This window comes from Streptomyces sp. NBC_00425 (assembly GCF_036030735.1).
In the GTDB taxonomy this organism is placed as follows: domain Bacteria; phylum Actinomycetota; class Actinomycetes; order Streptomycetales; family Streptomycetaceae; genus Streptomyces.
The window spans coordinates 9,198,109-9,224,689 of record NZ_CP107928.1 but is presented as its reverse complement, the minus strand read 5'-3'; the positions used below and the strand labels follow the sequence as shown (position 1 = coordinate 9,224,689).

Sequence of the window (26,581 nt, the reverse complement as noted above, 5' to 3'; positions counted from 1 at the left end):
ACGGGACCGCTCACGTCCCGCGGCGCACCCGTCCGCTCCCAGCGCTAGCGATTGACGCTTCGCATCCCTGCCTCGTCGTAGCGCTGGCCCGACGCCTCGGGCAGCTCCGCGTCGATGCGGGCCAGGTCGTCCTCGCTCAGCGCGATGGCGGTCGCTGCGGCGTTCTGCTCCAGGTAGGTGCGGCGCTTGGTGCCCGGGATGGGCACCAGGTCCTCGCCCTGCGCCAGCACCCAGGCGATGGCCAGCTGGGCCGGGGTCACCTCCTTCTCGGCGGCGATCTCCTTGACCTTCTCCGCCAGCCGCAGGTTCGCCTTCAGGTTGGCGTCCTGGAAGCGCGGGTTCTCGCGGCGCCAGTCGTTCGCGTCCAGCTCGTCCAGCGAGGCGAACCGCCCGGCGAGGAAGCCGCGGCCCAGCGGCGAGTACGGGACGAACCCGATGCCCAGCTCACGGCAGGCGGGCAGCACCTCGGCCTCCACGTCCCGTGACCACAGCGAGTACTCGCTCTGCACCGCGGTGACGGGGTGCACGGCGTGGGCGCGCCGGATGGTCTCCGCGCTTGCCTCACTCAGGCCGATGCAGCGCACCTTGCCCTCGGCGACCAGCTCGGCCAGCGCGCCGACCGTCTCCTCGATGGGGACGTTCGGGTCGACCCGGTGCTGGTAGTAGAGGTCGATGTGGTCGGTGCCCAGTCGCTCCAGGGAACCGTGGACCGAGCTGCGGACGTGCTCGGCCGAACCGTCCTGCGGGCCGACCGTGCTGATGTCGCCCGGTACCGCGTCGTCCATCCGGTAGTTGAACTTCGTCGCGATCACGTACTCCTCGCGATGCCCCCGGATCGCCTCGCCCACGAGTGACTCGTTGGTGAGCGGCCCGTACATCTGCGCGGTGTCGAGGAAGTTCACCCCGAGCTCCAGGCCGCGCCGGATGGTCGCGATCCCCTCGTCCTCATCGGTGGATCCGTAGAAGGCGGACATGCCCATGCACCCCAGGCCGACGGCCGATACCTGGAGGTCCCGCAGACTGCGCTTCTGCATGTCGTATCCCAGCCTTTCCCTGCAAACTCGTTCGTCGTTCGTCGTTCGGACGCCACGAGGCCCACGCCCTCGTCCATCTAGCGACGGATTCCACCGTTCGGCATCCTGTGAGAGGTCCGGGTCGCATGGGTCCCGTGTGCCGCGGTGTCCGCGACGCTACGCCCTGGAGCGCACTCCAACGCAAGTCGCCGTCCGGGGACCCCTTCCCGTCCCGATCGCGTCTCACGACGGTGCGAAACCGTCGTCCACCCACCCGCAAGGCTTGCTCAACCTATCGATTATCGATAGATTTCCATCGCAACTCGATGGAAGGACGGGCCGTGGGAAAACTGACCGTCGGTGCGCTGCGCGCCGTACTCGTGGTGGTGCTCGCCGGCACCGTGTTCGTACAGGCGTCGATGGCGTGGGCACTGGCCACCGACCCGGAGGACGGGTCCCTCCCGCTGACCCCGCTGCGCGTGATCACGATCCTGGGCATGGTGTCGGTCCAGGTCGCCGTGGTCTGCGTGGGGCGGCTGGTGACGATGGTGCGCCGCGGAACCGTGTTCTCCCACTCCGCCTTCCGGTACGTGGACGGAGTGATCGGCGCGATCGTCGCGGCCGGCCTCCTGTGGTTCGCGGTGACGGCCGTCAATGCGCCCGGCCAGCGGGACGACCCGGGCGTCACCGTCATCATGGGCGGGGTCGGCGTGGCCATCCTGGGAATCGCGCTCATCGTCCTCGTGCTGCGGATGCTGCTCGCCCAGGCCGTCGCACGCGACGTCGAAGCGGTGAAGATGCAGGCCGAGTTGGACGAGGTGATCTGATGCCGATCACCGTCGACATCGACGTGATGCTGGCCAAGCGCAAGATGTCCGTGGGCGAACTCGCGGACCGCATAGGGATCACGCCCGCCAACCTCGCGGTACTCAAGAACGGCCGCGCACGGGCGGTGCGCTTCGCGACGCTCGCCGCGCTCTGCGAGGCGCTCGAGTGCCAGCCGGGCGACCTGCTGCGCTGGGAGGCAGAAGGCGCCGGAGGCGGATGACACACCTCGGGGCGCCCTTGAAAGATCCCTCCGGTTGCGTTCCAACTCAGCCAATCACAGTACCAGTTGTGACCGAAAATGCCATTGGGTCCGGCACAACCATCCGTAGGCCACGCCCGTCACATAAGGCAGGAGTAATGAACTCCTAAGCACACAAGGGGGAAATATGCGCTTCACTCACTCCATGCTGGGCGCCGCCGCACTGGCGGCTCTGTCGCTGGGGGCCACGACCGCCCTCGCGGCGCCCGCGTCCGCCGCACCCAACACCACACCGCAGAAGGTCTGCGGAAGCGGCTACAAGACGGTGAACTCCGCGCCCGTCGGCTCGCTGGGCACCGTCTACCTCGCCTACAACGCCTCCAACGGCAACAACTGCGTCGTCACCATCCGCAACAACCCCGGCGCCGCGGTGGACATGACCGCCTGGATCTACGTCCCCGACACCAACGAGGGCGACAGCGACAACGGGTACTACACCTCGTACGCGGGGCCCTCCTACGTCATCGGCAAGGGCCACTGCGTCGACTGGGGCGGCGGGATCGCCAACACCTACGTACAGGTGACCGGCTCCAACTGCGCCTCGCTCACCGAGCACCGGACCACCCACACCCGCTGACGCGTCCGCCCACCACACCGGGCAGTCCGCCGGCCCCCGCCTCACGACCACCGACCGCAAGGTCGGCGAGGTGGGAGCCGGCCGGAGAGCACGGTGGCGCACGCGACACGCGGTGGCCCCGAAACGGTCCGGGCGCCGGCCTGCAAGAGCGCCCGTTCGACCGCTTCCGGCGTGTCTCGGACAGACGGCGCAGCCACGGTGGCGCGGCGACGCGACCGTGCCGCACCGTCACGGTCGCGTCGCCCTGTGGCCAAGGCGGCAGGTCGGCTGTGTTCGATCTGCCTGGTAGGAAGGTTCACATGGAAGGTGCCTTCGCCACGACAGTCCGGCGGTTCCGGTTACGCGCGGGACTGACCCAGGAATCCCTCTCCGAGCGTTCCGGCGTCTCGGTCAGCACCATCCGCGGCATGGAGACCGGCAAGCGGCGCAACCCACAGCTTGCGTCGGTACGTCAACTGGCCTGCGCGCTCGACCTACGGCCGGCCGAACTGGACGAACTGCTGGCCGCGGCGGCGGGAGCGGCGTCGGGCGCGGCGTCGGGCGCGGCTGAACGCCCGACGATGCCCGTACCGCGCCAACTGCCCTCCCCACCGGTGCCGTTCGTGGGTCGCCGTCACGAACTCGACCGCCTGGACGCCGCGCTGCGCTCCGGTTCGGGCGCGGCGGCCCCCGTGGTCATCTCCGCGATCGCCGGAGCCGGCGGGGTCGGCAAGTCATGGCTCATCCTGCACTGGGCTCACCGCAACGCCGACCGGTTCCCCGACGGGCAACTCTTCGTCGACCTTCGGGGCTTCAGCCCCGACGGCGACCCCATGGACCCGGCCGTGGCGGTCCGCGGCTTCCTCGACGCCCTGGGCGTCGACCCCGGACGCATCCCCGTCGCCCCACACGCTCAGGCGGCGCTGTTCCGCAGCCTGGTGGCGGACAAGCGGATGCTGCTGGTGCTCGACAACGCCGCGGACACCGCCCACGTCACGTCTCTGCTGCCGGGCGGAGACACCTGCACCGTGGCGGTCACCAGCCGCAACCGACTGTCGGGCCTGATCACCGGGCACGGCGCCCGCCACCTGTCCGTCGGCACGCTCACCGACGCCGAGGCCAACGCGCTCCTCGTGGCCCGACTCGGCACGGGACGCGTCGACGCCGAGCCCTCGGCGGTCGAAGACCTCGTCGGTCTGTGCGGCGGGTTCCCACTGGCACTCAGCATCGTCGCCGGCCGCGCCCACACCCATCCCCACATGTCCCTGGCCGATCTGGCCGGCGAACTGCGCGAGGGCGCACTCGACGTACTGGACGACGCCGACCCCGCCGCGAGCCTGCCCGCGGTGCTCTCGTGGTCCCACCGGGCGTTGACCGACGAGGAAGCCGAGGTCTTCGCTCTGCTCGCGATGGCACCCGGACCCGACATCAGCCTGCCTGCCGCCACCAGCCTCACCGGCCTCGGCAGGAGCCGGACCAGGGCCGTGCTGCGCAACCTGGAGCAGGCGTCCCTGGTCGACCAGGACGCCGTCGGCCGCTACCGGATGCACGACCTCATCCGCCGTCACGCCGCCACCGCCCACCAACTGTCCGACAGCGCACGCGAGACGGCGTTGCGGCGGGTGCTCGACTTCTACACGCACACCGCGTACGCCGCCGCCCGTCTCCTGGACTCCCATCGCGACCCCATCGAGCTCGCCCCGCCGCTGCCCGCCTGCAGCCCACAGCCGCTGCCCGACATCCCGGCCGCGATGGACTGGTTCGACACCGAGCACAGGAACCTGCTCGCCGCCCAGCGCACCGCCGTCGCGCATGGCCTCCACCGGACGGCCTGGCAACTGGCCTGGACACTGTACGACTTCCACTACCGGCGAGGTCACCGCCACGATCAGCTCGGCGCGTGGCAGATCGCCGTCGACTCCGCCGGCCGCCTGCCCGACGTCGGCGCCCAGATCCTCACCTATCGGCTTCTGGGCCGCGCCCACGTCGTACTCGGGCACCATCAGGAGGCGATCGCCGCCATGAACCAGGCGCTCGCCCTCAGCGAGCAGCAGAACGACCGCGCCCTCCAGGCCAAGGCGCACTACACACTCGCGTCGATCTGGCCCGACGGCAGGCGCGCTCTCGAGCACGCCAGACGTTCGCTCGACCTGTATCGCGGCCTGGACCAGCCGATCGGTGAGGCCAACGCACTCAACGCCGTGGGCTGGTACGCCGCGCGTCTCGGGGATCACGACACCGCCCGCGAGCACTGCCGGGCCGCCCTCGCCCTCTACCACCACCACCAGGACGTGAACGGCCAGGCACAGACGCTGGACAGCCTCGGCTACATCGACCATCACAGTGGCCGGCATGACGACGCCGTCCGGCACTACCTCCAGGCCATAAGCCTCTACGGCGACCTCGACAACACCTACGAAACCGCCGACACGCTCGACCGGCTCGGTCACGCCCACGCCGCGCTGGGCCGCGACGACCAGGCCCTCGGCGTATGGCGGCAGGCGCGGAATCTGTACCGGCAACAGGGACGAGATCAGGAAGCCGAAGAGGTGGACCGCCGGCTCGACGGGCTGGGCCGAGGAAGCGACCCGGACGGCACCCGCTGACGCCACGCGCCGCACACGCCCGGCCCCTGCGTCATGCGGCATGCGGCGACCGGCCGCCGGCCGACCGGTCACAGGTGAACGGTTCGTGACCTGTTCGCCCGTCCGGCACGTCAGCACGATGGTTCCAGTGACAGCACGGCGTGCGGTGCACAGCACGCCACTGTCGAACTCCGCGTTCCAGCGTTCCACCTGCTGAATGGATCCGACATGCCCCACTCCGCGAACACCCGCTCTCGTCCGCGTCTGACAGCGCGCGGCCAGGCCGGCATCGCCACCGCAGCCGCCGCCCTCTCCGTGCTCGGCGCGTTCGCCGCACCGGCCCAGGCAGCCGACGCCGTCGAGCATTACGGCAATGCCGCCACCGGCTCCTGTCTCGACGACTCGGCCGCCGGGCTGCGCGGCTTCAGCTGCAACGGTTCGAACTACCAGAACTGGCGCGTCCACGTGTGGAACGACGGCACCCGCCAGTTCCGCAACGTCGCCACCGGGCGCTGCCTCTACGACGACGGAGTCACCCTCGCCACCAGGCCCTGCAACTCCTCGACCCAGCAGAGCTGGTGGGTGTGGCAGCGCGGCGGCGGCGCGATCTCCCTGGAGAACCAGGCGACCAGCGAATGCCTGGACGACAGCGAGTTCGGCCTGCGCACCATCGGATGCGATCCAGGCAACCGGCACCAGAACTGGCGGTGACCGCTCGCCGACCGGCGAAGGCCGACACCCTCCGGGCCAGGCCACAGACGGCAACATCACACGACATTCGAGGTGATTCACCATGCGTATCCGTAGAGCTGCCGCCGCGACGGCCGCCGCGATGATGCTGGCCGGTGGAGGTGTGCTCATCAGCTCCGGTGCGGCTCACGCCGCCCCCGCAGCCTGTCACACCGAGATCCGCTACGTCCCGATGAATGTTCTCCGCACCGTGCAGGTCTTCGAGAACGGACACTGGGTCACCAAGACCATCACGGTGACGGTCATCATGCCGATCTCCACCGTCGTATGTGATTAGGGTCCGTCTTCGGACGGACAGCACCTGAAGCAGGAACGACGCACGAGAGACCGCCGCTTCGCAGGAGGCGGCGGTCTTGTCGGTTCGGCTCGGCTCGGCTCGGTTCGGCTCGGCTCGGCTCGGCTCGGCTCGGAGCAACCGGGTCCGTGCCGTCGGAGGCGAGGGCTGTGACGCGAACTGCGCCTCACGCCTCGCTGGAGGCCTCGGGGACGTCGTCGGCGCGGGCCGCTTCGTCCTGCGCCATCCCGAGAAAACGCAGAATCGCTTCGGCCGGCATGTCCAGCCCCTCGGACGCCGCGTGCTCGTCGCCGAACACCTGCACCGCCTCGGTGACGGCCACGGCCAGTTCGAGCTCGGCCTTGCGGACCTTGGCCTCGGCCTTGTCCACGGTGTCCACCACCGCGAGCTGGCGACGCTGCTTCTCCTGCAGCCTCTGTTTGCGGGAAAGGGTCTTCTCGGAGTTCTGCACAGACATGACCAAGATCATAATCTGTGGACCGGGTTTCCCTGAACTCCACCGCTCACGCGGGCTGTTGGGGCGGGCCGATCGTCGCGGGAGGTGGAGATCGTGGTGGTCCCCACCCCGCCTGGGCGATCCTGTCCGCCCGGCTCGCCGCAGCCTTCGCGCCGGCCCGCCAGTCTGTCCCGGGCCGGGCCCCGACCGACCGACACGGACGCCGCCCCGGGACGCACGCCTTCCGGCTGAACGGTCAGGCTGCGCGGCAGAGCGCCGCGCGGTCGGTCGGGGTCACGCCGCGGGTCGTCGCCGGGTGCACGGGACGGCCCGCGCCGGCGGTGTCGACGCCCCCTGATCCGCAGTTCGCGGGGCCCGCGGCCTCGGAACGGCTGCGCGCGAAGACCACGAGGCGGAGCACCGCGAACCGCGCGACGCCGGCGAGTCCCATGGCGGACAGGTACACGACCTGTTCGAGCACCGCACCGGGCGTCGCCACCAGTTGCCTCAGAACGACCATCGCCACACTGGTGACCGCGTAAGCGGCCGCCGCGGAGCCGGCCGACTGCGCGTGCTGTCGCCCTGTGGCACGCCCGCCGGCGCCGAAGGTGAATCGGGCGTGCAGCTCGGTGGCCAGGAGCGTGGAAACCGCGGTCGTCAGGGCGTTGGCCAGGACCCACGGCGTCCAGGAGGCGAGCGCCGCCACTGCGAAGCTCGAGGCGATCCCCACTCCCCCGCCGCAGAGCACGAAGCGGGCGAACGAGGCGATGGCTCCGGACGCCCGCCGCCGCCCGCCCTGCACTGATCCCACGGCCCCCCGCCCCGTCGTCCGATCACCGTTGCGTAACGCGCGCTTCCCGGCCCTCACAGCCTCTGCCCCCTCGTTCCTCATACCGGAAACGCTACGTTGCATTCATATTTTCGGCAACTGATTTACCGCAAGGAAGCGCGGTACGCGCAGGTGAACGTGATGAAAATGTTGCAATGGCACCGCACTAACGCAACCCTGTCCGCCATTCGTTGCAACGAGCGAGGATGAACGCTACACCGAGGGTCCGACGGGGGCAGGCAGGGCAGTCGCCGGTCCCACCCAAGCTGAACCCACTCGTGTTTCACCTGAGGCGCGCTTGCGCGTCGCCGCGGGCGGGTGTCGGAGGCGTCGGGCGCCGGAGGCGGACGGTTGTCGGCCGACCGCAGTGCTGACGCGAAGTTTCCCGAGGGTTTCCCGTTGCCCGCTCGGTCGGGCAACGTCCGTACGTCGACAGGACGGCCGCGCCGCCAGCAGGCTGCTGTGGAGCACCCCTCACGGCGCCACCGACCGCCGTGGTTGCTTCACCCACGCCGACAGCAAACGGCCGGCCGGCCGTGCGACGACCGACCACGGCCGGAGAAACGGGGAACGACATGAGAAGACAGAGACAACGCGACCGCGAACGTGACGGAGGAAAGCCGCACGGCCGCCTCCGACCGCTGCGGCTGCTGCTCGCCGCCGCCGTCGCGGTCGCCTGCCTGGCCCTGCCGACAGCCGCGCCGGCGACCGCCGCACCGGCCGCACCCGCCGCCGACACCTGTGCGCCGCTGAAGGCGGGAGCGAGTATCGCCGCCCAGGACGCCGTCAACGTCGCCTGCCGGTACGTCGGTTGGATGTACGCCTGGGGCGGCGGCCACGCCGGGGGCCTTCCCGGCCCCAGCCAGGGCATGCTGGACACGGACGACCTGGCGAAATCCATCAACGATCCGACGTACTGGAGCTTCGACTGCATCGGCCTCGTGCGCTGGGCCTGGTACAAGGCCACCCGTCAGGACATCATCAGCGAACGCACCACGCAGGCCACGTGGCAGAACCCGGGCTACGCGCACACCCGGTTCACCAAGGCGCAGGGGGAAGCCCCGCTGCTGCCCGGCGACATCATGTACTTCGGCGAGGGACTCAGCCACGTCGCCCTCTACCTCGGTAACGGCAAGCGGCTCGAATCGCCCCAATCGACCGAGGTCGTCAGAGTCTCGGACATCCCCTGGGCCAGCTATCAGGGTTCGCTGCGACCCAACGTCTCGGGCGTCTTCCCGGTGTGGGAGTACGACGGTCTCGGCAAGCAGGTGAAGACCTGGGGCCAGCCGAACCTGCGCAACGACTCCACCACCGGCAGCAGCGGCGGCATCAACTGGACCATCGACAACGGCATCTCCGTCGCCGTGCGGGCACTGTGCCAGCGCGTGGGAGAACGGGCCACCGTGGACGGCATGGTCAACAACGTCTGGACCTATCTGCCGGACTACCGCAGCTGGATCAGCAACCTCTTCATCCAGGGCCCGGCGATCACACCTGGTGTGCCGTCGTGCGGGGACTACTCGAGAATCGGCGGCACGCTGGAGGGCGCCTCCTCCAACACCTCGTGCGGTGACGGCACCCCACCGGACTCCGCAGGGGCCTGGTCGGCCAAATCCGCCACCGTCTTCGGCCGCACCGTGGAGCTGCGGTACAACAGCACGACCGCCTGTGCCTGGGGCCGCATCGTCGGCGGCACGGTCGGTGACGAGATCTGGGTCGACCGCAGCAACGACGGCGGGGACACCTGGGAGCCGATGCTCGGCTACACGACCGTCACCTCGGGCGGCGACGCGTACACCACGCAGTGGAACGACAACGGCCTCGTGATGCGCGCCTGCGGCACCAACGGCAAGGGCGGCTCGATCGTCTGCACGGGCTGGTTCTGACCCCGTCGCCTCACGCCGACGGCCGTCCAGGGCCTCGGCCATGACCACGACCTGGACGTGGACCTGGACCACGAAGCCGACCGGGGGTGACGGCGTGCCCGTCTGCCGTCGATCACGCCTCCCCCACATCGAGAACGAAGGAGAAACATGTTCGGGAAACACGTCAAGGCAGCCATGATCTCCACCGCGCTGGCCACCGTGCTGGCCGGAACCGTGGCCGCCCCCTCCGCGCAGGCGGCTCCGTCGGCGGCGGCCGCCGAGTGCGGCGTCCGGGCCCACGACGGCCGGCTGTGGTGCGGCAACCGCGGAGACGCACCGACCCGGCTCCAGCCGTTTCACGAGAGCCCTTTCAACGGTCTGCTGAAGTCGACGTTCAGCTACTTCACCTGCTGGTCGACGGGCGGACTGCACGGCGGCGGGAACACCACCTGGTACCGCACGGTGCCCGACTGGATCAGTGAGGGGAGGGAGGGTTACGTGCCGGCCGACTGGGTGTTCACTCCCAGCTGGTTCGACGCCGACCCGAGCAGGTACGGCCTGCGGCACTGCTGACGACACGCCCCCTGCCCACCTCTCACCTCGACCGGTGATGTCTCAGTCGGATGCGGCACGGCTGCGCCGGGCGTCGAAGAGTTCGACGGGGTGCGCTGTGGTGCCGGTCAGGGCGAGGTCGGCGATGATCTCCCCGACCACCGGGACGAATTTGAAGCCGTGGCCCGAGAACCCGCAGGCGACGGTCACCTGGGGATGGGCGGGGTGGATGGACAGCACGAAGTGCTCGTCCGGGGTCAGTGAGTAGGTGCAGGCGGCTCCCTTGAGGAAGGGACCGGCCAGCGCGGGGATGCGCGGGCGCAGATACGCGCGCATCGCCTCCACCTCCTGCGGGTGGATCTCCCGGTCCAGCTGGTCGGGGTCGGCGGCGGCGCCCTTGTCGTGGAAGGCGACCTTGGCGCCGCCGTCCGGGCCGTCCAGGGCGGGAAAGCCGTAGATGTCGGTGCCGGTGCGGTCCTCCCACACATACACGGGGTGCCGGTCCGGAGTGAAGGGGGCGGTCCCGCCGCGTGGGGCGAACCAGTACATGACGCGGCGTTCCACGCGCACCGGGACACCGATGTCCGCCAACAGCCGGGGCGCCCACGCGCCTGGGGCGATGACCAGCCTGTCCGCGACGTACGTCCCGCGGGAGGTGACGACCCGGGCCCCGCCGTGGGCGTCGATCTCCCACCTCGAAGCCGGCTCGTCGAAACGCAGCTCGGCACCGGAGGCCGCGGCCAGGTCGAGGTGGGCGCGGACCGTGAGTTCGGGCCGGACCACACCCGCCCCGCGCTCGTAGAAGGCCACCTCGTCGTCGGCCGGCGAGAAGGTGGGAAAGCGCCGACGGATGTCCGCGCTGTCGAGGACCTCGTGCTCCAGGCCCCACACCTCGGCACTGTGGACGCTGCCGGCGACCATGGGACTGTCCTGCGGCCCGATGACGAGGCCCCCGGTAGGAGTGAACACCTCGCGCCCCGACTCCGTGGCCAGCCGGTCCCACAGCTCCTGTGCGCGCAGCAGCAGCGGCACGTACGCCGCGCCCTCGGCGTAGCCCTGCCGGTAGATGCGCGAGCCGCCGTGGCTGGCGCCGAGAGCGTGGGCGGGCCCGAAGCGTTCCAGGCCGAGGACCCGCTCACCGCGCCGGGCGAGGTGGTACGCGGCAGAACTGCCCATGCCCCCCAGACCCAGCACGATGACGTCGTAGGAACGGGACACCATCGCCTCCCGGCGCTCGGATACGCGGACGGAAGCCCGAGGCTGCCGGACGGAGCCCCGAACGCCTCAAAGGTATCCCGCGCGGCGCGCGGAGGTCAGACCGTGCGGGAGGAGGAGGCGGGACGCCAGATGCGCAGATCAAGCTGTGCGGCTTCCTTGTCGCATCCCCGCTCGAGGAATCCGGCGTGCATGAACAGTCCGATGGCCGGGGCGGGTGCACCTGCACAGGGCCACAGGGCAAGCCGGTGGGTGCGGAATGTGAGGCCGCGGTTCTCCTCGCGCCAGCTCTGCCACCGCTTCGGGAAGCGGGGGCTCCCGGGTTCACCGCAGTATCCGGGCTCGCCCAGGATCTCGCGCGCCGCTGACATGCAGTCCGTCCAGAGTGCGTCGGCGGGCTCGAGCACGTTGCGATGGAAGGACGACGACGGCCTGGAGGTGATCCGCCAGAGTTTGGACTCCAGCCAGTTCACCCGGGCGGGGTACCGCAGCAGCGGAGGCAGCCAGACGGAGTGGCCCTCCTGCGTGATGACGGAGACGCAGCCCGAATCGTCGACGTCGGCGACGGTCCAGCCGAGCCGCCGGGCCCAGTGGGCCAGTTCTTCCGCCGAGGCGAACGCCCGGTTCCACGGGTGAGGGCCGAAGATCGTGTCCCAGTCCCATGCGGAGACCGCTTCGAGTCGTGCGGCCACGTCCTGCCAGGTGGTATCGGGTTTGTCCACGGGCTCCGGGTCGCCGTAGAGCCGCGGCGGCCCCGGAGCCTCTCCGCGTGAGCTGACGGCACGGACCTTCGACTCCAACTCGGCGTCGGATTCGTCCAGCACGATGAGCGCCGGGTCGTGCAGCTTCAGATCGACGCAGTGTCCGCCGTGGATGCCCGCATGGATCGTGAGGACGATCACCGCGCCCTCGGGCCCTCGGGGATTCCACACCGCGAGCCGGTACGGGTTGAACTCGCGCCGCTGCTCGAGCGCGCCGGTCCGGTCGCCGAAGCCGACGGGGAAGCCGGGGTCGTCCCAGGCGCCCGACCACGTCGGTGCGCCGAGAACGCCCTGCGCGGATGCCAGGTATCCCTCCCAGGCGGCGGCCGCTTCGGCCGCTTCCCTTTCGTGTGTCCCTTCGTGCCCCTCGGCGGCACTGCCGACCCACAAACGGTGGGAGGCGTAGGCGTACTCCATCGAATGGGACGTCGTGGCCGACAGGTGATGCCGCTTGCCGGTGCGCGTCTGCACCGTTATCGGGCCCCAGTCGTTGTAGCGCCACTGGAAGTCGACGACCTGCCAGTCGAACAGGGCGAGCCACGCGGGGTCGGGTTCGTGGCCTCCGCCCGCGCCGGGCCAGACCTTTCGCCAGTCGATCTCCGTCAGCACCGCCAGCTCCGTCGCCAGGTCCTGCGGCGTCGTACGGACCGTGCAACCCGGTGCCGGCCCATCGTCCACACCTGACATGTCGATCAACTCCCTTGACGCGCGGGTCCCGTTCAGCGACCAGTCCCGCACGCGCGACCCTCCCGCATTATCGTCCTATCGACGATAACCATAGATCATGGAGACTCCGCCGGTGACCGAGGGCGAGAGCGACGACGACCAACCCCGAGATCGTGTCCGCGGCGCGACGGGGTAGGCGCAGGGGAAAGCGGAGAAGGGAACATCATGACGACGTACGTGATCACCGTGCCCGGCACCTTCACCACCACCGTCGGGGACGACACCCGGACGCGACTGGGCCGTGCCCTGCGCCCCGCCGATCCGCATCACACGCGGATGGGAGACGCGCAGGACCTCGACCCTCTCACCGTGAACGAGGACGACACGTTCACCATCCGGCTCGCCGTCGAGGCGGACAGCGCCACGCACGCCGAGGAGGACGCACGCCGGCTCGCGGACTCGGCCCTGCACGACGCGGGGCTCGACGAGACGAGTGCGCCGCTCGGACCGGCGGTCGTCACCGGCATCGACTCCGAGGTGTAGCCCTCCCACAGGACGACGCGAGGCGGCCCGAGCGGGACCGATGGAGCGCCTTCGGTACGGAAGTCCCGGGCGGAACCGATGAGGCGGCTTCGGTACGGAAGTCCCGGCGCGGCGCAGACGGCGAAGGCCGGCCCGAGGCCGGGGGACGCGCCACGCTCCGGGGCCCGCCTGCCGCCCGGCGCCGCCCTCCCCCGGTCAGTGACCGCCGTGCCGGTGCGACAGGCGCTCGAGCACCGCACCCGCCATGGCCTCCTCACCCTTGGCGTTGGGGTGCGCGGGTGCGGCGGGCGAGGCGGGCTGCAGCGGCTCGATCCACCGCTGGGCCGCGGGCTTGCACATGTCGTGGCCGACGGTCGGGCCGTAGGTGTCGACGTACTCCGCGCCGCTCCGGCGCGCCACCAGACGCAGCATCAGGTTGAGGCGCTTGCCGGTGTCCCGCAGGTAGGGGAAGTCGCGCGTCGCGAAGGGCACCGAAGGTGCGCAGCCGCTGCCGTCGTCGGGCAGCAGGTCCGGGTAGCCGACGACGAGGACGCGGGCATGCGGCGCCCTGTCGTGCACGGCCCGCAGCACCCGGGCGACCTTCGGAGCGGTCTCGGCGATCGCCACGGTGAGCTGGTCCACGCCCGAGGCGCTGTAGTGGCGCTGGCACGGGTTGCCGGTGGGATCCTGCGGGGCCAGCTGGGCGCAGGTGCCGATGATGGAGCCGAAGCCGATGTCGTTGCCGCCGATCTGGACGGACACGATGTCACTGCCTCGGCCCACCGCGTCGAGCTGGGGAACCTTGGTTCCCTGCGGCTTCCACATGTTCTCGGTCGTGGCCCCGCCACAGCTGACGTCGTTCAGGACGGCAGCCCGCAGCCGACCGGCCACGACGGACGGGTAGTTGTGGTCGGAGCGGGCGCAGTAGGCGTCCACCTGCCGGGGGATGAGAGGGCCGGAGGTGTAGGAGTCGCCGAGCGCGACGTATCGCGTCTCGCCTTTGCCACCGTGCGCGGCGACCGGCGCCGCGGAGGCTGCCACCAGGGCGCAACTGCCCAGCGCCGCGAGCAAGGTGACGCCCTTTCTGCCACGACCGGCCGATCTCCGCGTACGCACGTCGTGCTGCATCGAGTCTCCCCCTCGTCACCCACGCCCACCGACGACGCCGCCCGGACGGCCGACGTTCCGTTCGACCAGGCTTGTATACCGCCGAGTAGGCCATGGGGGCCAGAACCGGGAACGAAACAAGCAGGGTATTCACTCGTGATCACGCAGGAAGGCGGGGATCCCGTCGCGGGTCGGGTGGTCGGGCAGCGGCGCGGGCCGGTCTTCGAGGAAGGCGGTGATGACGGCGGCGGCTCGCTCGTTGTTGTCGTCCAAACCGTTCCACATGTGGTGTCCGACCCCGCGCATGAACTGGGTGCTCCGGACGGCGGGGTCGTTGCCGAGGACGGCGGTGGCCCATTGGCGGAGCTGGGAGGAGCATTCGGCGATCATCAGCATGGCGGGGACCTGGGAGCGCCTCAGCTCCGGGGCGACGGAGGGCGAGTCCTTGATCGTCTCTTGGATGCGGAGGCTCGCGGCGGGACTGAAGGAGAAGTTCTGCGGGGTGTCCTCCTGCGGGATGCGATGCGCGTCGCGTGCGCAGTAGGCGGATGCGGTGTCGCCGCCGAGGTCGGCCGCGGTGAACGCGTTGTCGCCTTCGGCCTGTCCGATCAACCCGGTGCCAGGGGTGAGGAGTCCGAGTCGCATGAGGCCGAAGGCTGTGGCGTACCGCGGGACGCGCGTCGACCGCGGTCCGGAGACTGCCGGCGCGAGGCCACGCGCGGAGGGTCGGCCTTTGTGCCCGCCGGCCTGCGCGGTGGGACCGTCCATCGGTCCGGGCTCCGCGACGATCGCCCGGTGCAGGCGTGCGGCGACGCGAGGGTCGGCGAGGGCTCGCGTGAGGACGACCCCGCCCGAGGAGAAGCCGAGGATGTCGACCTCGCCCTTTCCCAGCCGGTCGACGAAAGCGGCGAGGTCGCGGACCGACCGGGAGATCGTGTACTGGTCCATGGGCAGCAGATCGCTTCGTCCGCCGCCCGCCTGTTCGTAGGCGTAGACGTCGTAGCCCTGTCGCGCGAGGAGTTGCAGGAAGCGGTGGTCGAGAACCGAGATGCCGCGGACGGGCCCGCCGTTGAGATACACCAGCGGAACGGGGCGTCGAACGCCGTTGTTCGCGGGCGCGTGGTGATAGACCGCGACCCGGCTGCCCGTGGCCAGGTTCCAGTGCTGTGCGGCGACGAACGGCAGAGCGGGCGGGTACTGCCGGGCCGTGGGCACGCTGGGGACGCAGACCGAGCCCGTCAACGCCGCCGCGACGACCAACGGCAGGAACGCCGCGAGACGTGCGGCCCGGGCGCGACGCCACCCACGCCACAGCGCCCAGGCCGTCCCGGCCCCCAGGGTCGTCAGCCATGCGCCGAGCCCTGATCCTGCCCCGTCGGTCAGGACGAGCGTGACGAGGAAGACGGCGACCAGTGCCGCGACGGCTGCCGTGGCCGGAAGCAGGCGTCGGGCGAAGCGTGCGGAGCGTACGGCGAATGAAGACACGGCTGGATCCCCCAGTTTCGGAACACTGTTTCAAAACAACGTTACCAAAGAAGGTAGACTCCGCGTCATGGGTAGGCCGAGGACGAACGACACGACCGTCGGAGAGCGACTCGTGGAGTGCACGACCGAACTGCTGGCGACTCGCCCCCAGGAGTCGGTCACCATCCGTTCCGTGGCCGCGGCCGCCCGGACGTCGACGGCGGCGGTGTACTCCCTGTTCGGCGACAAGGAAGGGCTGATCGCGGCGGTGCGCGACAGGGCCGTCGCCGGACTCTTCCAGGCGCTGACGGCGGTGCCGGCCTCCGAGAACGCCCTCGTCGACCTCTACGCGCTGGCCGCCGCGTACCGGCGATGGGGCCGGGAGCACAGCCACCTGTACGCGACGCTGTTCGGCGGCGTGCAGTCCTTCGAGCCGTCCGGGACGGTCGGTACCGGCGACCCCGTTGGGCCCCTCCTCGCGGCCATCGACCGCGCCGTGACCGAATCCGTCCTCGAGGGCGAAGCGACGTCGATCGCCGTCTCGCTCTGGGTGACCCTGCACGGAGTGGTGACGCTCGAACTCGCGGGGGCCCTCGAAGGCCCCACCGCGGACGTCACGTTCCGGTCGACGATCCACGCCGCGCTGCGTGGCTGGGCGACCCCCGCGGCCTTCCTCCGCCTTCGCGACGGCGACCTCTCCCCCGTTTTCGGAAGTGAGCGATGAGTCCGGGCGACGGATCGGGTCTACCCTGTATGACCCGCATCATCGCCGACATCTCGGTCTCCCTCGACGGCTTCGTCACCGGGCCCGACCCCGGTCCGCACAACGGTCTGGGCACCGGTGGCGAGGCCCTGCACACCTGGGCGTTCTCCGACGACCCCGACGACCGCCGGTATCTGCGCGAGGGGACCGCCCGCTCGGGCGCCGTCGTCCTCGGCCGTCGTCTCTTCGACCTGGTCGACGGGCCGGAGGGCTGGGACGACACCACCGGCTACGGCGCCGGCGAGGTCGGCAAGCCCGCGTTCGTCGTCGTGACGAGCTCACCACCGGATTCGGTACGGCTCGCCGACCTCGACTGGACGTTCGTCACCACCGGTCTGCACGATGCCGTCCATGCCGCGCGCGAGCGCGCCGAGGAGGCGTCCCAGCGCAGCGGAAAGGTCCTGGACGTCGTGCTCATGGGCGGTGGCGCCCTCATCGGCTCGGCGCTCGGCGCAGGGCTGGTCGACACGCTGACACTGCACCTCGCACCCGTCGTCCTGGGCGCCGGGACACCGTTGTTCACCGGCGGTGCGCCGCGCACTCTCGTCCAGCGGAGTGTGGAGTCGACATCGACCGCGACACACCTGACCTACGACGTCCTGTGACGTCCGCCTGAGCGGCTGCTCCCCGGGACCCGGACCAGGTCCCGGGGAGACAGTGCCCGGGCTCCCCGTCGTGGACGCCCCCGGTCACGGGAAACGCCGCGACCGGGGGCTCGGTGTCAGCTGCCGGAGAAGGCGCCGACCGGCCCTTAGTTCCGGTACCGGAACACGATCCGACCGCGTGTCAGGTCGTACGGCGGGAGTTCCACCAGCACCCGGTCCTCCAGCAGGATCTTGATGTAGTTCTTGCGGATCTTCCCGCTGATGTGCGCGAGCACCTGGTGGCCGTTGTCCAGCTCCACGGTGAACATGGCGCTTCGAAGGCACTCGACGATCTTGCCCTCGACCTCGATGACGTTCTTGTTCTTCGTCATCGGACCAACTCCAGGTTGCTGCTCACCGGTCGGGCGCCGACGCCCTCGAACAGCGCCGAGGCCGCCCGGTTGGACTCGTGCACCTCGGTCCAGGCCGCTGCGAACCCGGAACGGTGCTGTGCCCGCAGCGCGTGGGCCAGCAGCGCCCGGGCGATGCCGCGACGCTGATCTCCGGCCCGGACCGCGACCAGCCCGATGCGCGGCCGGATCGCCGTCACCACGCGGATCAGCCCCAGATACCGGTCCGGCGCCGCGGCCACCGCGTACTTCGACGGGTCGCCGATGGTGTCACCTGCAGGGAGGTGGACGACCTCCGCCGGCATCGACTGCCATCCGACGGCCGCCTCGACCTCGTCACGGATCGCCCGGTCCGCCGCCCGCAGCAGACGCTCGTCGGCCTGTCCGGCGGGCACGATCGTCACGCCCACAGGCGGCAGTACCGCATCGAGCCCGGTGACCCGCGGGTCGGTCGGCACGACGTACTCCCACTCGCGGCGGCGGACCGTGAACCCCGCACGCCGCCAGCCCGCCGTCAGCTCGACGTCGGCCTCGTCGACCACCGTGTACAGCGGCGAGGGCAGTTCCGCCAGCATCGCCTCGGCGAGCCGGTCGAAGACGGCCCCGTGCCAGGCGTCGACGCTCACGAACAAGCGTCCGTCGGGCCGATGCCCGGCATGCCCACGACCGACCACCAGGTCGTCGTCCAGTGCGTGCCATTGCCGTTCAGCGACGCGCGTGATCAGCACCGCGTTCTCGCCCAGGCCGGATGTGAAAGGCTTTGTGTTCATCGGAGTCTCCCTCCAGGAGTGCCTCGATCTCAGGCGCTCCTGGCGACACCGAACGTCAGCCGCCGGACCGTGACGGGTTGAGGGAGCACCCATGGGTAACTGTGTTCACGGGTCTCACCTCCATACGACGGTTTCACGGTCCACCGCGAAAGTAGCAGCGGGTCACCGCCTCGCTCAAACCCTTTTCCCGCCCGATCGCGGCTGCGCTTTTCGGACCGGGTGCGTGCCGGGTCTTGGCACACGTTTTACGCGGCACGTGCAACTGGGGACCACGTCGCGTCTGTCTCACCATGCGTCGGGCCTGTCAGGGCCGAGGACGAGAGAGCGGGGCAAGTCGTGGGACGGCGCAAGAGCGGCATAGGGATCGCACTGGTCACGGGTGTGATGCTGGTGGGCGCAAGCGCCTGCGGCGGGGGCGGAAGCGACAAGGCGAGCGGGGGCGACGCCAAGGCGTCGGGAGGCCCGAGCGCGAGTTCCTCGCCCTCGCCGAAGAAGCCCGCGGGCCCGCCGATGCTGCTGGAGACGATCACCCCGCAGACGGGAACCACGGTCGGCGTGGCCATGCCGATCTCGGTCGTCTTCACCAATCCGGTGGCGGCCAAGGCACGGGCCGCGGTCGAGAAGCACATGAAGGTGAGCACCTCGCAACCGGTGGTGGGCGCCTGGCACTGGTTCGGCGACAAGCGCGCCGACTGGCGCCCGAAGGCGTACTGGCCCTCGGGGACGACTGTGAAGATCAACGCCGACATGAACGGCGTCGGCAACGGCAACGGACGCTTCGGGGTGCGCAGTTACACGCACACCTTCAAGATCGGCGACGACGTGCGGGCGGACGTCTCGGTGACCGGCCACACCATGAAGGTGACCCGGAACGGCAGCACGCTGCGCAACCTGTCGATCAACGCGGGCAGCGCCCAGTATCCGACGTGGAACGGCACGATGGCCGTCATCGACAAGCAGGAGAAGGTCCACATGACCTCCTGCAGCGTCGGCATCAGCTGCGACAAGGGCAGCCCCAACTACTACGACCTGACGCTGCCCTGGGACGTCCACCTGACCCAGTCCGGCACCTATGTGCACTACTCGACCGGTGACCCTAATCCGGGCAGTGGAAGCGCCCGCGGCTCGCACGGCTGCGTCCACCTGTCGCTGTCGGACGCCAAGTGGTTCTACGACCAGGTCAAGCAGGGTGATCCGGTCACCATCACCGGATCTCCGCGCGCCAAGGCCTCGGCGGACAACGGGTACGCCGACTTCAACCTGGGATGGGACCAGTGGCTCGCCGGCAGCGCCTCCGGAGAGGGGACGACGTCCAGCGCGAACGGCGCCTGACCTGACCGCCGGGCGTCCGCGGCGGCGCACATCGTGCTCCCCGCGCCGCCCGGACATGCGCCTTGCCTTATCGTCGTCATGACGATAATCTCGGGATCATGAACGACACGCCTTCACGGCAATCCGCCGGACCCGTTGAGACGACCTGTGAGGAACTGGCCCAGCGGGCGGCGGAGATGGCCACGGGCTGGGTCTGTGCCGACAACCCCTTGTCGCAGGACCGGAGATGGGAACTGGTCGGTCTGCAGAACCCCGGATCCGCGCAGGGCGAGATGCACGCCTTCGACCGCCTCGGCGCATGGCAGCGGCAACTGGTCCGGGTCCTGGCGTCCGCGGACGACTCCGAGGAGGGGCGCGACCGCGTCCGCGTGGCGAGGAGCGAGGCGGTCGCACAGATGCGCGACCTGCTCCTCTGCGGCATCCCCTCGGCAGAACGGCTCCACAGGCCCTGGAGCACCTCCACCGATCCGCGCGCACAGCTGCGCTCGTTCATCGGCCGGCACCGGCGGGACCCCGAGAGCGGCGGAGCGGGCAGCGCTCCCGAATCGCACCACGGAACCGCGGCGGCGGAGGAGCGCCCATGAGCTACCCCTGGATCGTCGAGGGAACCGTCGAGCTGTGCCCGCCCGTCCCGTTCGCCCGGCTGCGGGAACTGCTCGACCAGGCCGCTCCCCGGGGAGGATTCGAAGTCGCGCCGCACGGATCGGACGAGTCCGAACTCACCCGGCTGGTGAACCGCGCCCGTTGGGTGCTCGTTCCCGAAGCGGACGCCGATGCGGGCACGGACGACGGCCGGGACCGTCCCCGGGCCGTCAAGTACCTTCGCGTGAACGATCCGGGGATCGAGGCGCACGACGTCGACGAACGGATCCGGGGCCTGTCGGCGTGTATGGGCGCCGCCCACGAATTCCGCGGGCGCCTTCGCTACTGGGGCGACATGGGGGGCGAGGACGGCGAGATCGTGCCCTCAAGGGAGGGCGGGGCGCCGTACTGGCGTCAGATCGGCGGCCGGTACTGGTGACGACGGGCACGTGAAGGCGGGCACGTGAAGGCGGGCAGGGAAAGGGATGCTGGGCGTTCTCAACGGCTTCATGGTGATCGCCGTCGTCGTCGGCGTCGGATACGTCATCGGCCGCCGCGGGTACCTGGGCGACGAGGGCCGGCACGTCCTGACGAGGCTCGCCTTCAGTGTCGCCACCCCCTGTCTGCTCTTCACCACCCTCGCGCGCGCCGACCTGTCGATCCTGCTGTCGACGCGGCTGCTCGTCACCGCCGTCAGCACGTCTGCGGCGGCCTTCCTCTTCGCCGCGATCGGCCTGCGCAACGGCTGGCGGGCGGGTCAACTCACCATCGGGGCCCTGTGCTCCAGCTATGTCAACGCCGCCAACCTCGGCATCCCGATCGCCGTCTACGTGCTGGGCGACGCCTCCCTCGTCGCGCCGGTCCTGCTCTTCCAGCAGATCGTCATCACCCCGCTCGCCCTGACCGTCCTCGACCTGACCCGGCCCGGCGAACGCCAGACCCTGGCGCGACGGCTGACCACGCCCCTCCGCAACCCGATGGCGGTCGGCACACTCGCGGGAGTGACCATGGCCGCCACCGGCCTGCCCCTCCCCCGGCCCGCCCTGGAGCCCCTCACCCTCATCGCGGACATGTCCGTCCCGGCCGTACTGCTGGCCTTCGGCATCTCCCTCTGCGGCAGCGGCCTGCCCGCCCGGGGCGACAACCGTCCGGCGATCTGGCTCTCCGCCGCCATCAAGACCGTCGTCCAGCCCCTCATCGCCTGGACTCTCGCCGTCGCCGTGTTCCGTCTGCGCGGCGACGCCCTGCTCGACGTCGTCGTGGTCGCCGCTCTGCCGGCCGCCCAGAATCTCTACACCTACGCCTCCGAGTACCGGGTCGGCGAGCAACTCGCCCGCGAGTCGATCCTGTTGTCCACCCTCCTGTCCGTCCCCGCCCTGACCGCCGTCGCGGCGCTGTTGGGATGAAGCGGAACCACCGACGTCCGGCACAGGGGCGTTCGGCGATGAGGCACCGGTCGGCCCACGGACAACCGACGAGATCCATCCCGGCGCCGGCGAGCGACGCACGGTACATGACGGAGCCGTCCTGCCCTTCGCCCACGTCGAGGAGGACCTCCTCGCCCGCCGGGTGCAGCAGTTGCCGCCCCCCGGGCCCGGCGGTCCGCAGATCGGTTTGTGCGAGGACCGCGCCGGTCGCGGCGTCCAGAGCCGCCCACTGGTCGGGGCGGTTGCGGCCGGCCATGGCGTCGGGCCGGTACACCCACAGCACGAGTCCGTCCGACGACAGCACACAACCGGGCCGGTGCCCGTGCCGCCGGGCAGACCGTGGCTCGAACCGAGACCGCCAGACCTCGTCCCCGTCTGCCGTGGTGCAGACGACCGCGTCGAGGGTCGCGCAATAGAGGCGCGCGAGATCGTCGGCGACGGCGTGGTCGACGACCTCGTCCTCGGTGGAAGGCCGGCAGACCAGGACCGGCGACAGCACGCCCCGGTCGCCGGCCGCCAGGTCGTAGGCGCAGACGCGTCCGCCGACGAGCCGGGTGATCATCTGCGGGGGACGAAGGGGTTGTTCCACGCCTCGCAGGTCAGCCGGGAAGTCCCCGGCTTCCGGCAGACGGCCGATGAACTCCGCACCGCCCGGGCGCGACGAGACGCCGGGGCCCGGAGAGGACACGGTTCAGGCGACGCGGCGGGCGTGCACGCTGACGGCGTAGCCGCCGCCCGGACGGTAGGGGTCGCCGGACCAGGTGGCGAAGCGCTGCCGCAACGTCAGTCCTGCCTGAGCGCACCAGTCGTCGAACTCCTCCAGCGTCACCGTCGGTTCCGGCAACGGCAGGTGCTCCGCGTCCAGCCCCATTCCGGTGACCAGCAGTCCGCCGGGGCGCAGTGCGGCGGCGAGCTGCCGCACGACAGTCGGCTCGGTGCCGGGGGCCAGCAGGGGGATGACGTTCCCTGCCGCGAGCGCCAGGTCGAAGCCGGCTTCCAGGCCGAGGCCGTCCAGGTGCGCCAGGTCGCCGTGGAGCCATTCCTGCCCTGGGGCGACACGGCGGGCGACGGCGAGCATCGAGCCGTCGACGTCCACGCCCGTGCAGCGGTGACCCAGCTCGGTCAGTCGGACGGCGATCCGCCCGGTGCCGCAGCCGGCGTCGAGGACTCGGGCGGCGGGCTGCAGCAACGCGTCGCAGAAGGCGGCCTCGCCGTGGACGTCCTGGCCCGACTCGGCCAGCCGCGCAAACCGCCGGGCATACTCCTCCCCGGCCTGCCCGCCTGTCAGCTTCGCCCAACGGTCGTCCTGGCTGCTCATGGTCTGCGTACCTTCCGGTGGAGCCGAAGAGAACGGTGCTACCGCGCATTCTTCTTCCTCGACACGGTCCTCGGCGTCCCGACGCGCGACCGGCGGCCCGACTGCCGCAAGCGCCTCCGGTTGCGTCCCAATTCGGTCTATCGTCCAGCGAGTTATGGCCGAAAACCCCAGCTAACCCGGCACAACCATCCAGATGGCCCGCGGGTCACATAAGGCAGGAGTAACCAACTCGTAAGATCACAAGGGGGAAAAATGCGCTTCACTCACTCCATGTTGGGCGCCACGGCCCTGGCGGCTCTGTCGCTGGGGGCCACGACCGCCCTCGCGGCACCCGCCTCCGCCGCACCCAACACCACACCGCAGAAGGTCTGCGGAAGCAGCTACAAGACCGTGAACTCCGCGCCCGTCGGCTCGCTGGGCACCGTCTACCTGACGTACAACGCCGCCAACGGCAAGAACTGCGTCACGACCATCCGCAGCAACCCCGGCGCCGCGGTGGACATGTCCGCGTGGATCTACGTCCCCGCCACCGACAACAGCGACGGTGACTACGGGACGTACACGTCCTACGCGGGACCGACGTACATCTACGGCAAGGGCCAGTGCGTCGACTGGGGCGGCTACATCAAGAACGTCTACGTCCAGGTGTCCGGTTCCAACTGCGGTTCCCTGCGGGAGCACCGGGTCACCTACACCCGCTGACACCCGCTCCTCCTGCCCGGCCGCACCGGCCGGTGTGCCGTCCGCCCCGTCCTGCGGGGAACGCCCGTCCCCGGTCGGCGGGACGACGACGTGCCGCGGGCCGCACAGGAGGTGGTGTCGGCTCGGCTCGCCCTGGCGGAACGCGCGCGGTTCCGCCAGGGTGGCACACATGATCCGCACGCCGGATCCTCCGTGGCTGGCGCGCCCGTAGGACGGCTCCGTGCCGAGGTCGCTCGCGATGCGGACCGGTCCGACGGGTGCGCCCGGACTCGCGAAATCCAGGGCGTCGGGCCAGCGAGACGAACAGATCGTCAAAGCATGCCGCGTATTATCGAACCTGCGGCCATGGTCAGCCGCCGCCCAACGGTGAAGCTTGGTCTGCATCCCCGATACCCGCTGGTGAGACCCCAACGGGGCCTCGGGAGCATCACTGTTCAGCGGTGCGTCTTTCGGCATTGCAGCCTCCTTCCCTTCTCGAAACCGCTGCCGCCCTTCCCCATGTGCCGGGCTCTCCCCGGCTCGGAGTACTACGGCGGCTCCGCCCCATCCCGGCCCGATCGGCCGACGATGGACCCAGCCCTCCGCCCGAACTGGATGCGCGGCAGGAGGGCGGAACCGGGACGGTTCCCGTGTTCGCTCGCTGTTCGATCGTCGGAGTAGGAGCCCGGCTATGCCCCGGCGGCCTCGCCACGGCTACCCCGCAGCACTTCACCGTGGCCTCCCCGCGCGACCGAAATAGACCACCCGGGGAGTTCCCCGCCAGCCGAATATCCAGCAGGGACGCACCGCATCCAGCCCTCATCCACCAGGTTCGAGCTGGTGTGCCTCAAGGAGGCGTGGACGCCGGTTCCTCGCGTGCTCCTCTCCGTCTCGCTTGCCGGACCCGCACCACCTGGCAGTACTGGCACGTCCCGGCTTTGTCGGGGCTGCTTCCCGCCGTCCCCGGCACCTCCCGGTTCTGGCTGCCCCCAGCTTCAACCGCCCTGCTGCGACAGGACGATGGCGGTGGTCTTCCACCTCCACTCGAACAACCAGCGCCTCACGGCGCACACTCCGGCAAGCACAAACACCATGGCCTGCTGGTCATCGCGCTCACCGACGACAAGGGCCGACTGCTTCGGGTCTCGGCGGCACGGCCCGGACGCACCTCGGAGATCACCGCCTGCCGTCACGACCGGCTCACTGGCAGAGCACCGCGGTCAGCGCTTCCCGCAGCAGCCGGGTCGCCTCGGTGATGTCGGCGGCTCCACTCGGCCGACGCCAGGCCACGTACCCGTCGGGGCGGACGAGCAGCACGCCCTCCTCGTCGATCTCCGCACGGCGGCTCCACTCGCCGTACGCGTCGTGCGCGTCGCGGTCGATGACGACGCCGCGCAGGTCGAGGCCGAGTTCCCCGGCCAGGATGCCGGCGGCGTCGGCCCATGGGGCGCCGGCCAGGCCGGTCAGGACTGTGAAGCCACCCTTGCCGACCAGGTCGAGAGTCGAGATCCGCCCGCCCTTGTCGTCGACGAGCCAGGCGTGCGGCAGCTTGGCGCCGGGGCGGGAGGTCGGGCGTCCGAAGAGTTCGTCGTCGCGGGTGACCGTCTCGGCGGTGCCGTCGGGGATGACGGCCGCGGACGTGTAGCGCTGGTTGTGCTCGACGCCGTGGGCGTTGAACTCGTAGTGCTTCAGCTCGATCGCCTCGCGGATGGCCCGCCGTTTCCCGGCGCCTTCGGCGTCCGGCCGGCGGGCCGCCTCCAGGGCCTCGGATATGCCCTTCTCGCCGCCGCCCACGACGCCGAGGGCCTCGAACAGGGGGAGGAACTGGTCCCGGGAGAGATTCGCGCGTTCGACGATCTGCCGGGCGACGGGGGCCCGTTCGTCGGTGTAGGTGTCCAGCAGTTCAGGACCGGCGTGCCCGTTGAGGACGGCCGCCAGCTTCCAGGCCAGGTTGTAGGAGTCCTGGACGGAGGTGTTGGAGCCGAGGCCGTTGGACGGCGGGTGGCGGTGGACGGCGTCTCCGGCGCAGAAGACGCGTCCGCTGTGCAGTCGTGTCGCGTAGGCGTGGTTGACGGTCCACAGGGAGGCGCTGTCGATCCGCACGTCGAGTTCCTCGTCGCCGACGAGGTCGCGGACGATCGCCGCCGCCGCTTCGTCGGTGACCTCCGGCGGGGGGTTGTCGATGTCGTAGCCCCAGACGATGAGCCACTCGTTCCAGGGCCGGACCATGCGCAGCAGACCCATGCCGATGCCGCCGACGTCGGCGCCCGGCCGCATGATCCAGTACAGGACGCTGGGACGGTGCTCGACGTACCGGGCGAGGTCGGCCCTGAAGACGATGTTCATGCTTCCGGCCTTGCCCATCCGCCCCTCCATGGGCAGTGCGAGCTTGTCGGCGACGATGCTGCGACCGCCGTCGGCGCCGATCATGTAGCGGGCCCGGACGGTGTGTTCGGTGCCGCTGGGCCGGTCGCGCAGGCGCGCGGTCACGCCGTCAGCGTCCTGTTCGAAGTCGATCAGCTCGGTGTTCAGCCGGATCACGGCGCCCCGCCGGGCGGCGTTGGACAGGAGGATGGGTTCCAGGTAGGTCTGCGGGAGGTCGATCATCCCGCAGGGGCTCTGGGCGGCGTACTCGGTCAGGCTCTCGTCGCCGGTGCCCCAGGTGCGGATGCGGCCGATCTCGTCGCCGAGGAGTGAGGTGGCGAAGACGGTGTCGCCCATCAGGTGGCTGGGGGTGCCCTTCTCCAGGGCCTCCCGCTCGATCCCGAGGTCGCGGAAGACCTCCATGCAGCGCTGGTTGGTGATGTGGGCGCGCGGCGTGTCGGCGAGCCATCCGTACTTGGTGACCAGCTGGGTGCGTACCCCGTAGGTGGCCAGCAGCAGGGCCGCGGTGCCGCCGGCCGGGCCGCTGCCGATGACGAGGACGTCGGTGTCGTAGTGCTCAGGGGTGCTCATGCTGTCTCCGTGGAGTCCGTGGGAAGGCCGTCGCGGGGTCTGGGGGTGAGCCGGCG

27 protein-coding genes are annotated in these 26,581 nt (G+C 70.4%); 16 read left to right on the top strand and 11 right to left on the bottom strand.

The features are described 5' to 3' along the window. Positions 1 to 44: 44 nt before the first annotated feature. A complete protein-coding gene (locus OHS82_RS40785) occupies positions 45 to 1,034 on the bottom strand; it encodes an aldo/keto reductase (RefSeq protein WP_057577164.1) in 990 nt (329 codons plus the stop codon). Positions 1,035 to 1,354: 320 nt separating this feature from the next. Between OHS82_RS40785 and OHS82_RS40780 the strand changes: the two genes are divergently transcribed. The 6 genes from OHS82_RS40780 to OHS82_RS40755 all read left to right on the top strand — a co-directional run bounded on the left by OHS82_RS40780 (position 1,355) and on the right by OHS82_RS40755 (position 6,268). Beyond that, positions 1,355 to 1,840, top strand: coding sequence for a DUF2975 domain-containing protein (locus OHS82_RS40780; protein ID WP_057577163.1), 486 nt, complete (start codon positions 1,355 to 1,357; stop codon positions 1,838 to 1,840). Next, on the top strand, positions 1,840 to 2,061 hold the full coding sequence (locus OHS82_RS40775) for a helix-turn-helix domain-containing protein (RefSeq protein WP_057577162.1): 222 nt from the start codon (positions 1,840 to 1,842) through the stop codon (positions 2,059 to 2,061). Before OHS82_RS40780 ends, OHS82_RS40775 begins: the two co-directional genes overlap by 1 nt. Positions 2,062 to 2,227: 166 nt before the next feature. Beyond that, positions 2,228 to 2,677 (top strand): hypothetical protein, encoded by a 450-nt coding sequence (locus OHS82_RS40770; RefSeq protein ID WP_057577161.1) that lies wholly within the window; start codon positions 2,228 to 2,230, stop codon positions 2,675 to 2,677. Between the two features lie 299 nt (positions 2,678 to 2,976). Further along, positions 2,977 to 5,262: a tetratricopeptide repeat protein gene (locus OHS82_RS40765; RefSeq protein WP_079041112.1), complete on the top strand. Its 2,286-nt coding sequence runs from the start codon at positions 2,977 to 2,979 to the stop codon at positions 5,260 to 5,262. Positions 5,263 to 5,469: 207 nt separating this feature from the next. Then, positions 5,470 to 5,952, top strand: a complete 483-nt coding sequence (locus OHS82_RS40760) for an RICIN domain-containing protein (protein ID WP_057577160.1) — start codon at positions 5,470 to 5,472, stop codon at positions 5,950 to 5,952. Positions 5,953 to 6,034: 82 nt separating this feature from the next. Further along, complete coding sequence (locus OHS82_RS40755) at positions 6,035 to 6,268, top strand: hypothetical protein (protein WP_157876312.1); 234 nt, start codon at positions 6,035 to 6,037, stop codon at positions 6,266 to 6,268. 184 nt (positions 6,269 to 6,452) lie between these two features. Here OHS82_RS40755 and OHS82_RS40750 read toward each other — a convergent pair whose 3' ends face one another. Both OHS82_RS40750 and OHS82_RS40745 read right to left on the bottom strand, forming a co-directional pair. Next, positions 6,453 to 6,743 (bottom strand): hypothetical protein, encoded by a 291-nt coding sequence (locus OHS82_RS40750; protein ID WP_242433049.1) that lies wholly within the window; start codon positions 6,741 to 6,743, stop codon positions 6,453 to 6,455. A 235-nt stretch (positions 6,744 to 6,978) separates the two neighbouring features. After that, positions 6,979 to 7,533, bottom strand: coding sequence for a hypothetical protein (locus OHS82_RS40745; protein WP_328435714.1), 555 nt, complete (start codon positions 7,531 to 7,533; stop codon positions 6,979 to 6,981). 593 nt (positions 7,534 to 8,126) lie between these two features. On the opposite strand from OHS82_RS40745, the gene OHS82_RS40740 reads away from it, so the two are divergent. Further along, positions 8,127 to 9,437 carry an NlpC/P60 family protein gene (locus tag OHS82_RS40740; protein ID WP_328435713.1) on the top strand — a complete coding sequence of 437 codons (1,311 nt, stop codon included), beginning with the start codon at positions 8,127 to 8,129 and terminating at the stop codon, positions 9,435 to 9,437. Between the two features lie 147 nt (positions 9,438 to 9,584). Next, positions 9,585 to 9,989, top strand: coding sequence for a hypothetical protein (locus tag OHS82_RS40735; protein ID WP_057577155.1), 405 nt, complete (start codon positions 9,585 to 9,587; stop codon positions 9,987 to 9,989). A 42-nt stretch (positions 9,990 to 10,031) separates the two neighbouring features. On the opposite strand, the gene solA is transcribed toward OHS82_RS40735, so the two are convergent. Next, complete coding sequence (gene solA / locus OHS82_RS40730; protein WP_057577373.1) at positions 10,032 to 11,186, bottom strand: N-methyl-L-tryptophan oxidase; 1,155 nt, start codon at positions 11,184 to 11,186, stop codon at positions 10,032 to 10,034. 95 nt (positions 11,187 to 11,281) lie between these two features. Next, positions 11,282 to 12,631 (bottom strand): hypothetical protein, encoded by a 1,350-nt coding sequence (locus tag OHS82_RS40725; RefSeq protein ID WP_242433048.1) that lies wholly within the window; start codon positions 12,629 to 12,631, stop codon positions 11,282 to 11,284. A gap of 204 nt (positions 12,632 to 12,835) precedes the next feature. Here OHS82_RS40725 and OHS82_RS40720 point away from each other — a divergent pair, with 204 nt between their 5' ends. After that, positions 12,836 to 13,153: a hypothetical protein gene (locus tag OHS82_RS40720; RefSeq protein ID WP_057577154.1), complete on the top strand. Its 318-nt coding sequence runs from the start codon at positions 12,836 to 12,838 to the stop codon at positions 13,151 to 13,153. Between the two features lie 195 nt (positions 13,154 to 13,348). Here the strand turns inward: OHS82_RS40720 and OHS82_RS40715 are convergent, their stop codons facing one another. Both OHS82_RS40715 and OHS82_RS40710 read right to left on the bottom strand, forming a co-directional pair. Next, positions 13,349 to 14,260, bottom strand: coding sequence for an SGNH/GDSL hydrolase family protein (locus OHS82_RS40715; RefSeq protein ID WP_328435712.1), 912 nt, complete (start codon positions 14,258 to 14,260; stop codon positions 13,349 to 13,351). 129 nt (positions 14,261 to 14,389) lie between these two features. After that, a complete protein-coding gene (locus OHS82_RS40710) occupies positions 14,390 to 15,724 on the bottom strand; it encodes an alpha/beta fold hydrolase (RefSeq protein ID WP_057577153.1) in 1,335 nt (444 codons plus the stop codon). A gap of 67 nt (positions 15,725 to 15,791) precedes the next feature. Here OHS82_RS40710 and OHS82_RS40705 point away from each other — a divergent pair, with 67 nt between their 5' ends. Then, positions 15,792 to 16,427 carry a TetR/AcrR family transcriptional regulator gene (locus tag OHS82_RS40705; RefSeq protein ID WP_057577152.1) on the top strand — a complete coding sequence of 212 codons (636 nt, stop codon included), beginning with the start codon at positions 15,792 to 15,794 and terminating at the stop codon, positions 16,425 to 16,427. Between the two features lie 29 nt (positions 16,428 to 16,456). Continuing rightward, positions 16,457 to 17,071 (top strand): dihydrofolate reductase family protein, encoded by a 615-nt coding sequence (locus OHS82_RS40700; protein ID WP_328435711.1) that lies wholly within the window; start codon positions 16,457 to 16,459, stop codon positions 17,069 to 17,071. Between the two features lie 146 nt (positions 17,072 to 17,217). Here the strand turns inward: OHS82_RS40700 and infA are convergent, their stop codons facing one another. Further along, positions 17,218 to 17,442 carry a translation initiation factor IF-1 gene (gene infA, locus OHS82_RS40695; RefSeq protein WP_057577150.1) on the bottom strand — a complete coding sequence of 75 codons (225 nt, stop codon included), beginning with the start codon at positions 17,440 to 17,442 and terminating at the stop codon, positions 17,218 to 17,220. Then, positions 17,439 to 18,230, bottom strand: coding sequence for a GNAT family N-acetyltransferase (locus OHS82_RS40690; RefSeq protein ID WP_057577149.1), 792 nt, complete (start codon positions 18,228 to 18,230; stop codon positions 17,439 to 17,441). Before OHS82_RS40690 ends, infA begins: the two co-directional genes overlap by 4 nt. Positions 18,231 to 18,566: 336 nt before the next feature. Between OHS82_RS40690 and OHS82_RS40685 the strand changes: the two genes are divergently transcribed. The 4 genes from OHS82_RS40685 (at position 18,567) to OHS82_RS40670 (ending at position 21,550) form a co-directional block, all read left to right on the top strand. Next, entirely contained in the window at positions 18,567 to 19,562 is a 996-nt protein-coding gene (locus tag OHS82_RS40685) for a L,D-transpeptidase (protein WP_328435710.1), read from the top strand. A gap of 98 nt (positions 19,563 to 19,660) precedes the next feature. Then, entirely contained in the window at positions 19,661 to 20,146 is a 486-nt protein-coding gene (locus tag OHS82_RS40680) for a hypothetical protein (protein WP_328435709.1), read from the top strand. Next, positions 20,143 to 20,583, top strand: coding sequence for a hypothetical protein (locus OHS82_RS40675; protein ID WP_328435708.1), 441 nt, complete (start codon positions 20,143 to 20,145; stop codon positions 20,581 to 20,583). The genes OHS82_RS40680 and OHS82_RS40675 overlap by 4 nt, the downstream gene beginning before the upstream one ends. 46 nt (positions 20,584 to 20,629) lie before the next feature. Further along, on the top strand, positions 20,630 to 21,550 hold the full coding sequence (locus OHS82_RS40670) for an AEC family transporter (RefSeq protein WP_057577146.1): 921 nt from the start codon (positions 20,630 to 20,632) through the stop codon (positions 21,548 to 21,550). A 712-nt stretch (positions 21,551 to 22,262) separates the two neighbouring features. On the opposite strand, the gene OHS82_RS40665 is transcribed toward OHS82_RS40670, so the two are convergent. Continuing rightward, positions 22,263 to 22,889, bottom strand: coding sequence for a class I SAM-dependent methyltransferase (locus tag OHS82_RS40665; RefSeq protein ID WP_057577145.1), 627 nt, complete (start codon positions 22,887 to 22,889; stop codon positions 22,263 to 22,265). Between the two features lie 252 nt (positions 22,890 to 23,141). Here OHS82_RS40665 and OHS82_RS40660 point away from each other — a divergent pair, with 252 nt between their 5' ends. Next, positions 23,142 to 23,591 (top strand): hypothetical protein, encoded by a 450-nt coding sequence (locus OHS82_RS40660; protein WP_057577144.1) that lies wholly within the window; start codon positions 23,142 to 23,144, stop codon positions 23,589 to 23,591. A 1,179-nt stretch (positions 23,592 to 24,770) separates the two neighbouring features. Here OHS82_RS40660 and OHS82_RS40655 read toward each other — a convergent pair. Then, the gene (locus OHS82_RS40655; RefSeq protein ID WP_328435707.1) at positions 24,771 to 26,525 is read right to left on the bottom strand and encodes an FAD-dependent oxidoreductase; all 1,755 of its coding nucleotides are present in this window, start codon (positions 26,523 to 26,525) and stop codon (positions 24,771 to 24,773) included. Positions 26,526 to 26,581: the final 56 nt, after the last annotated feature.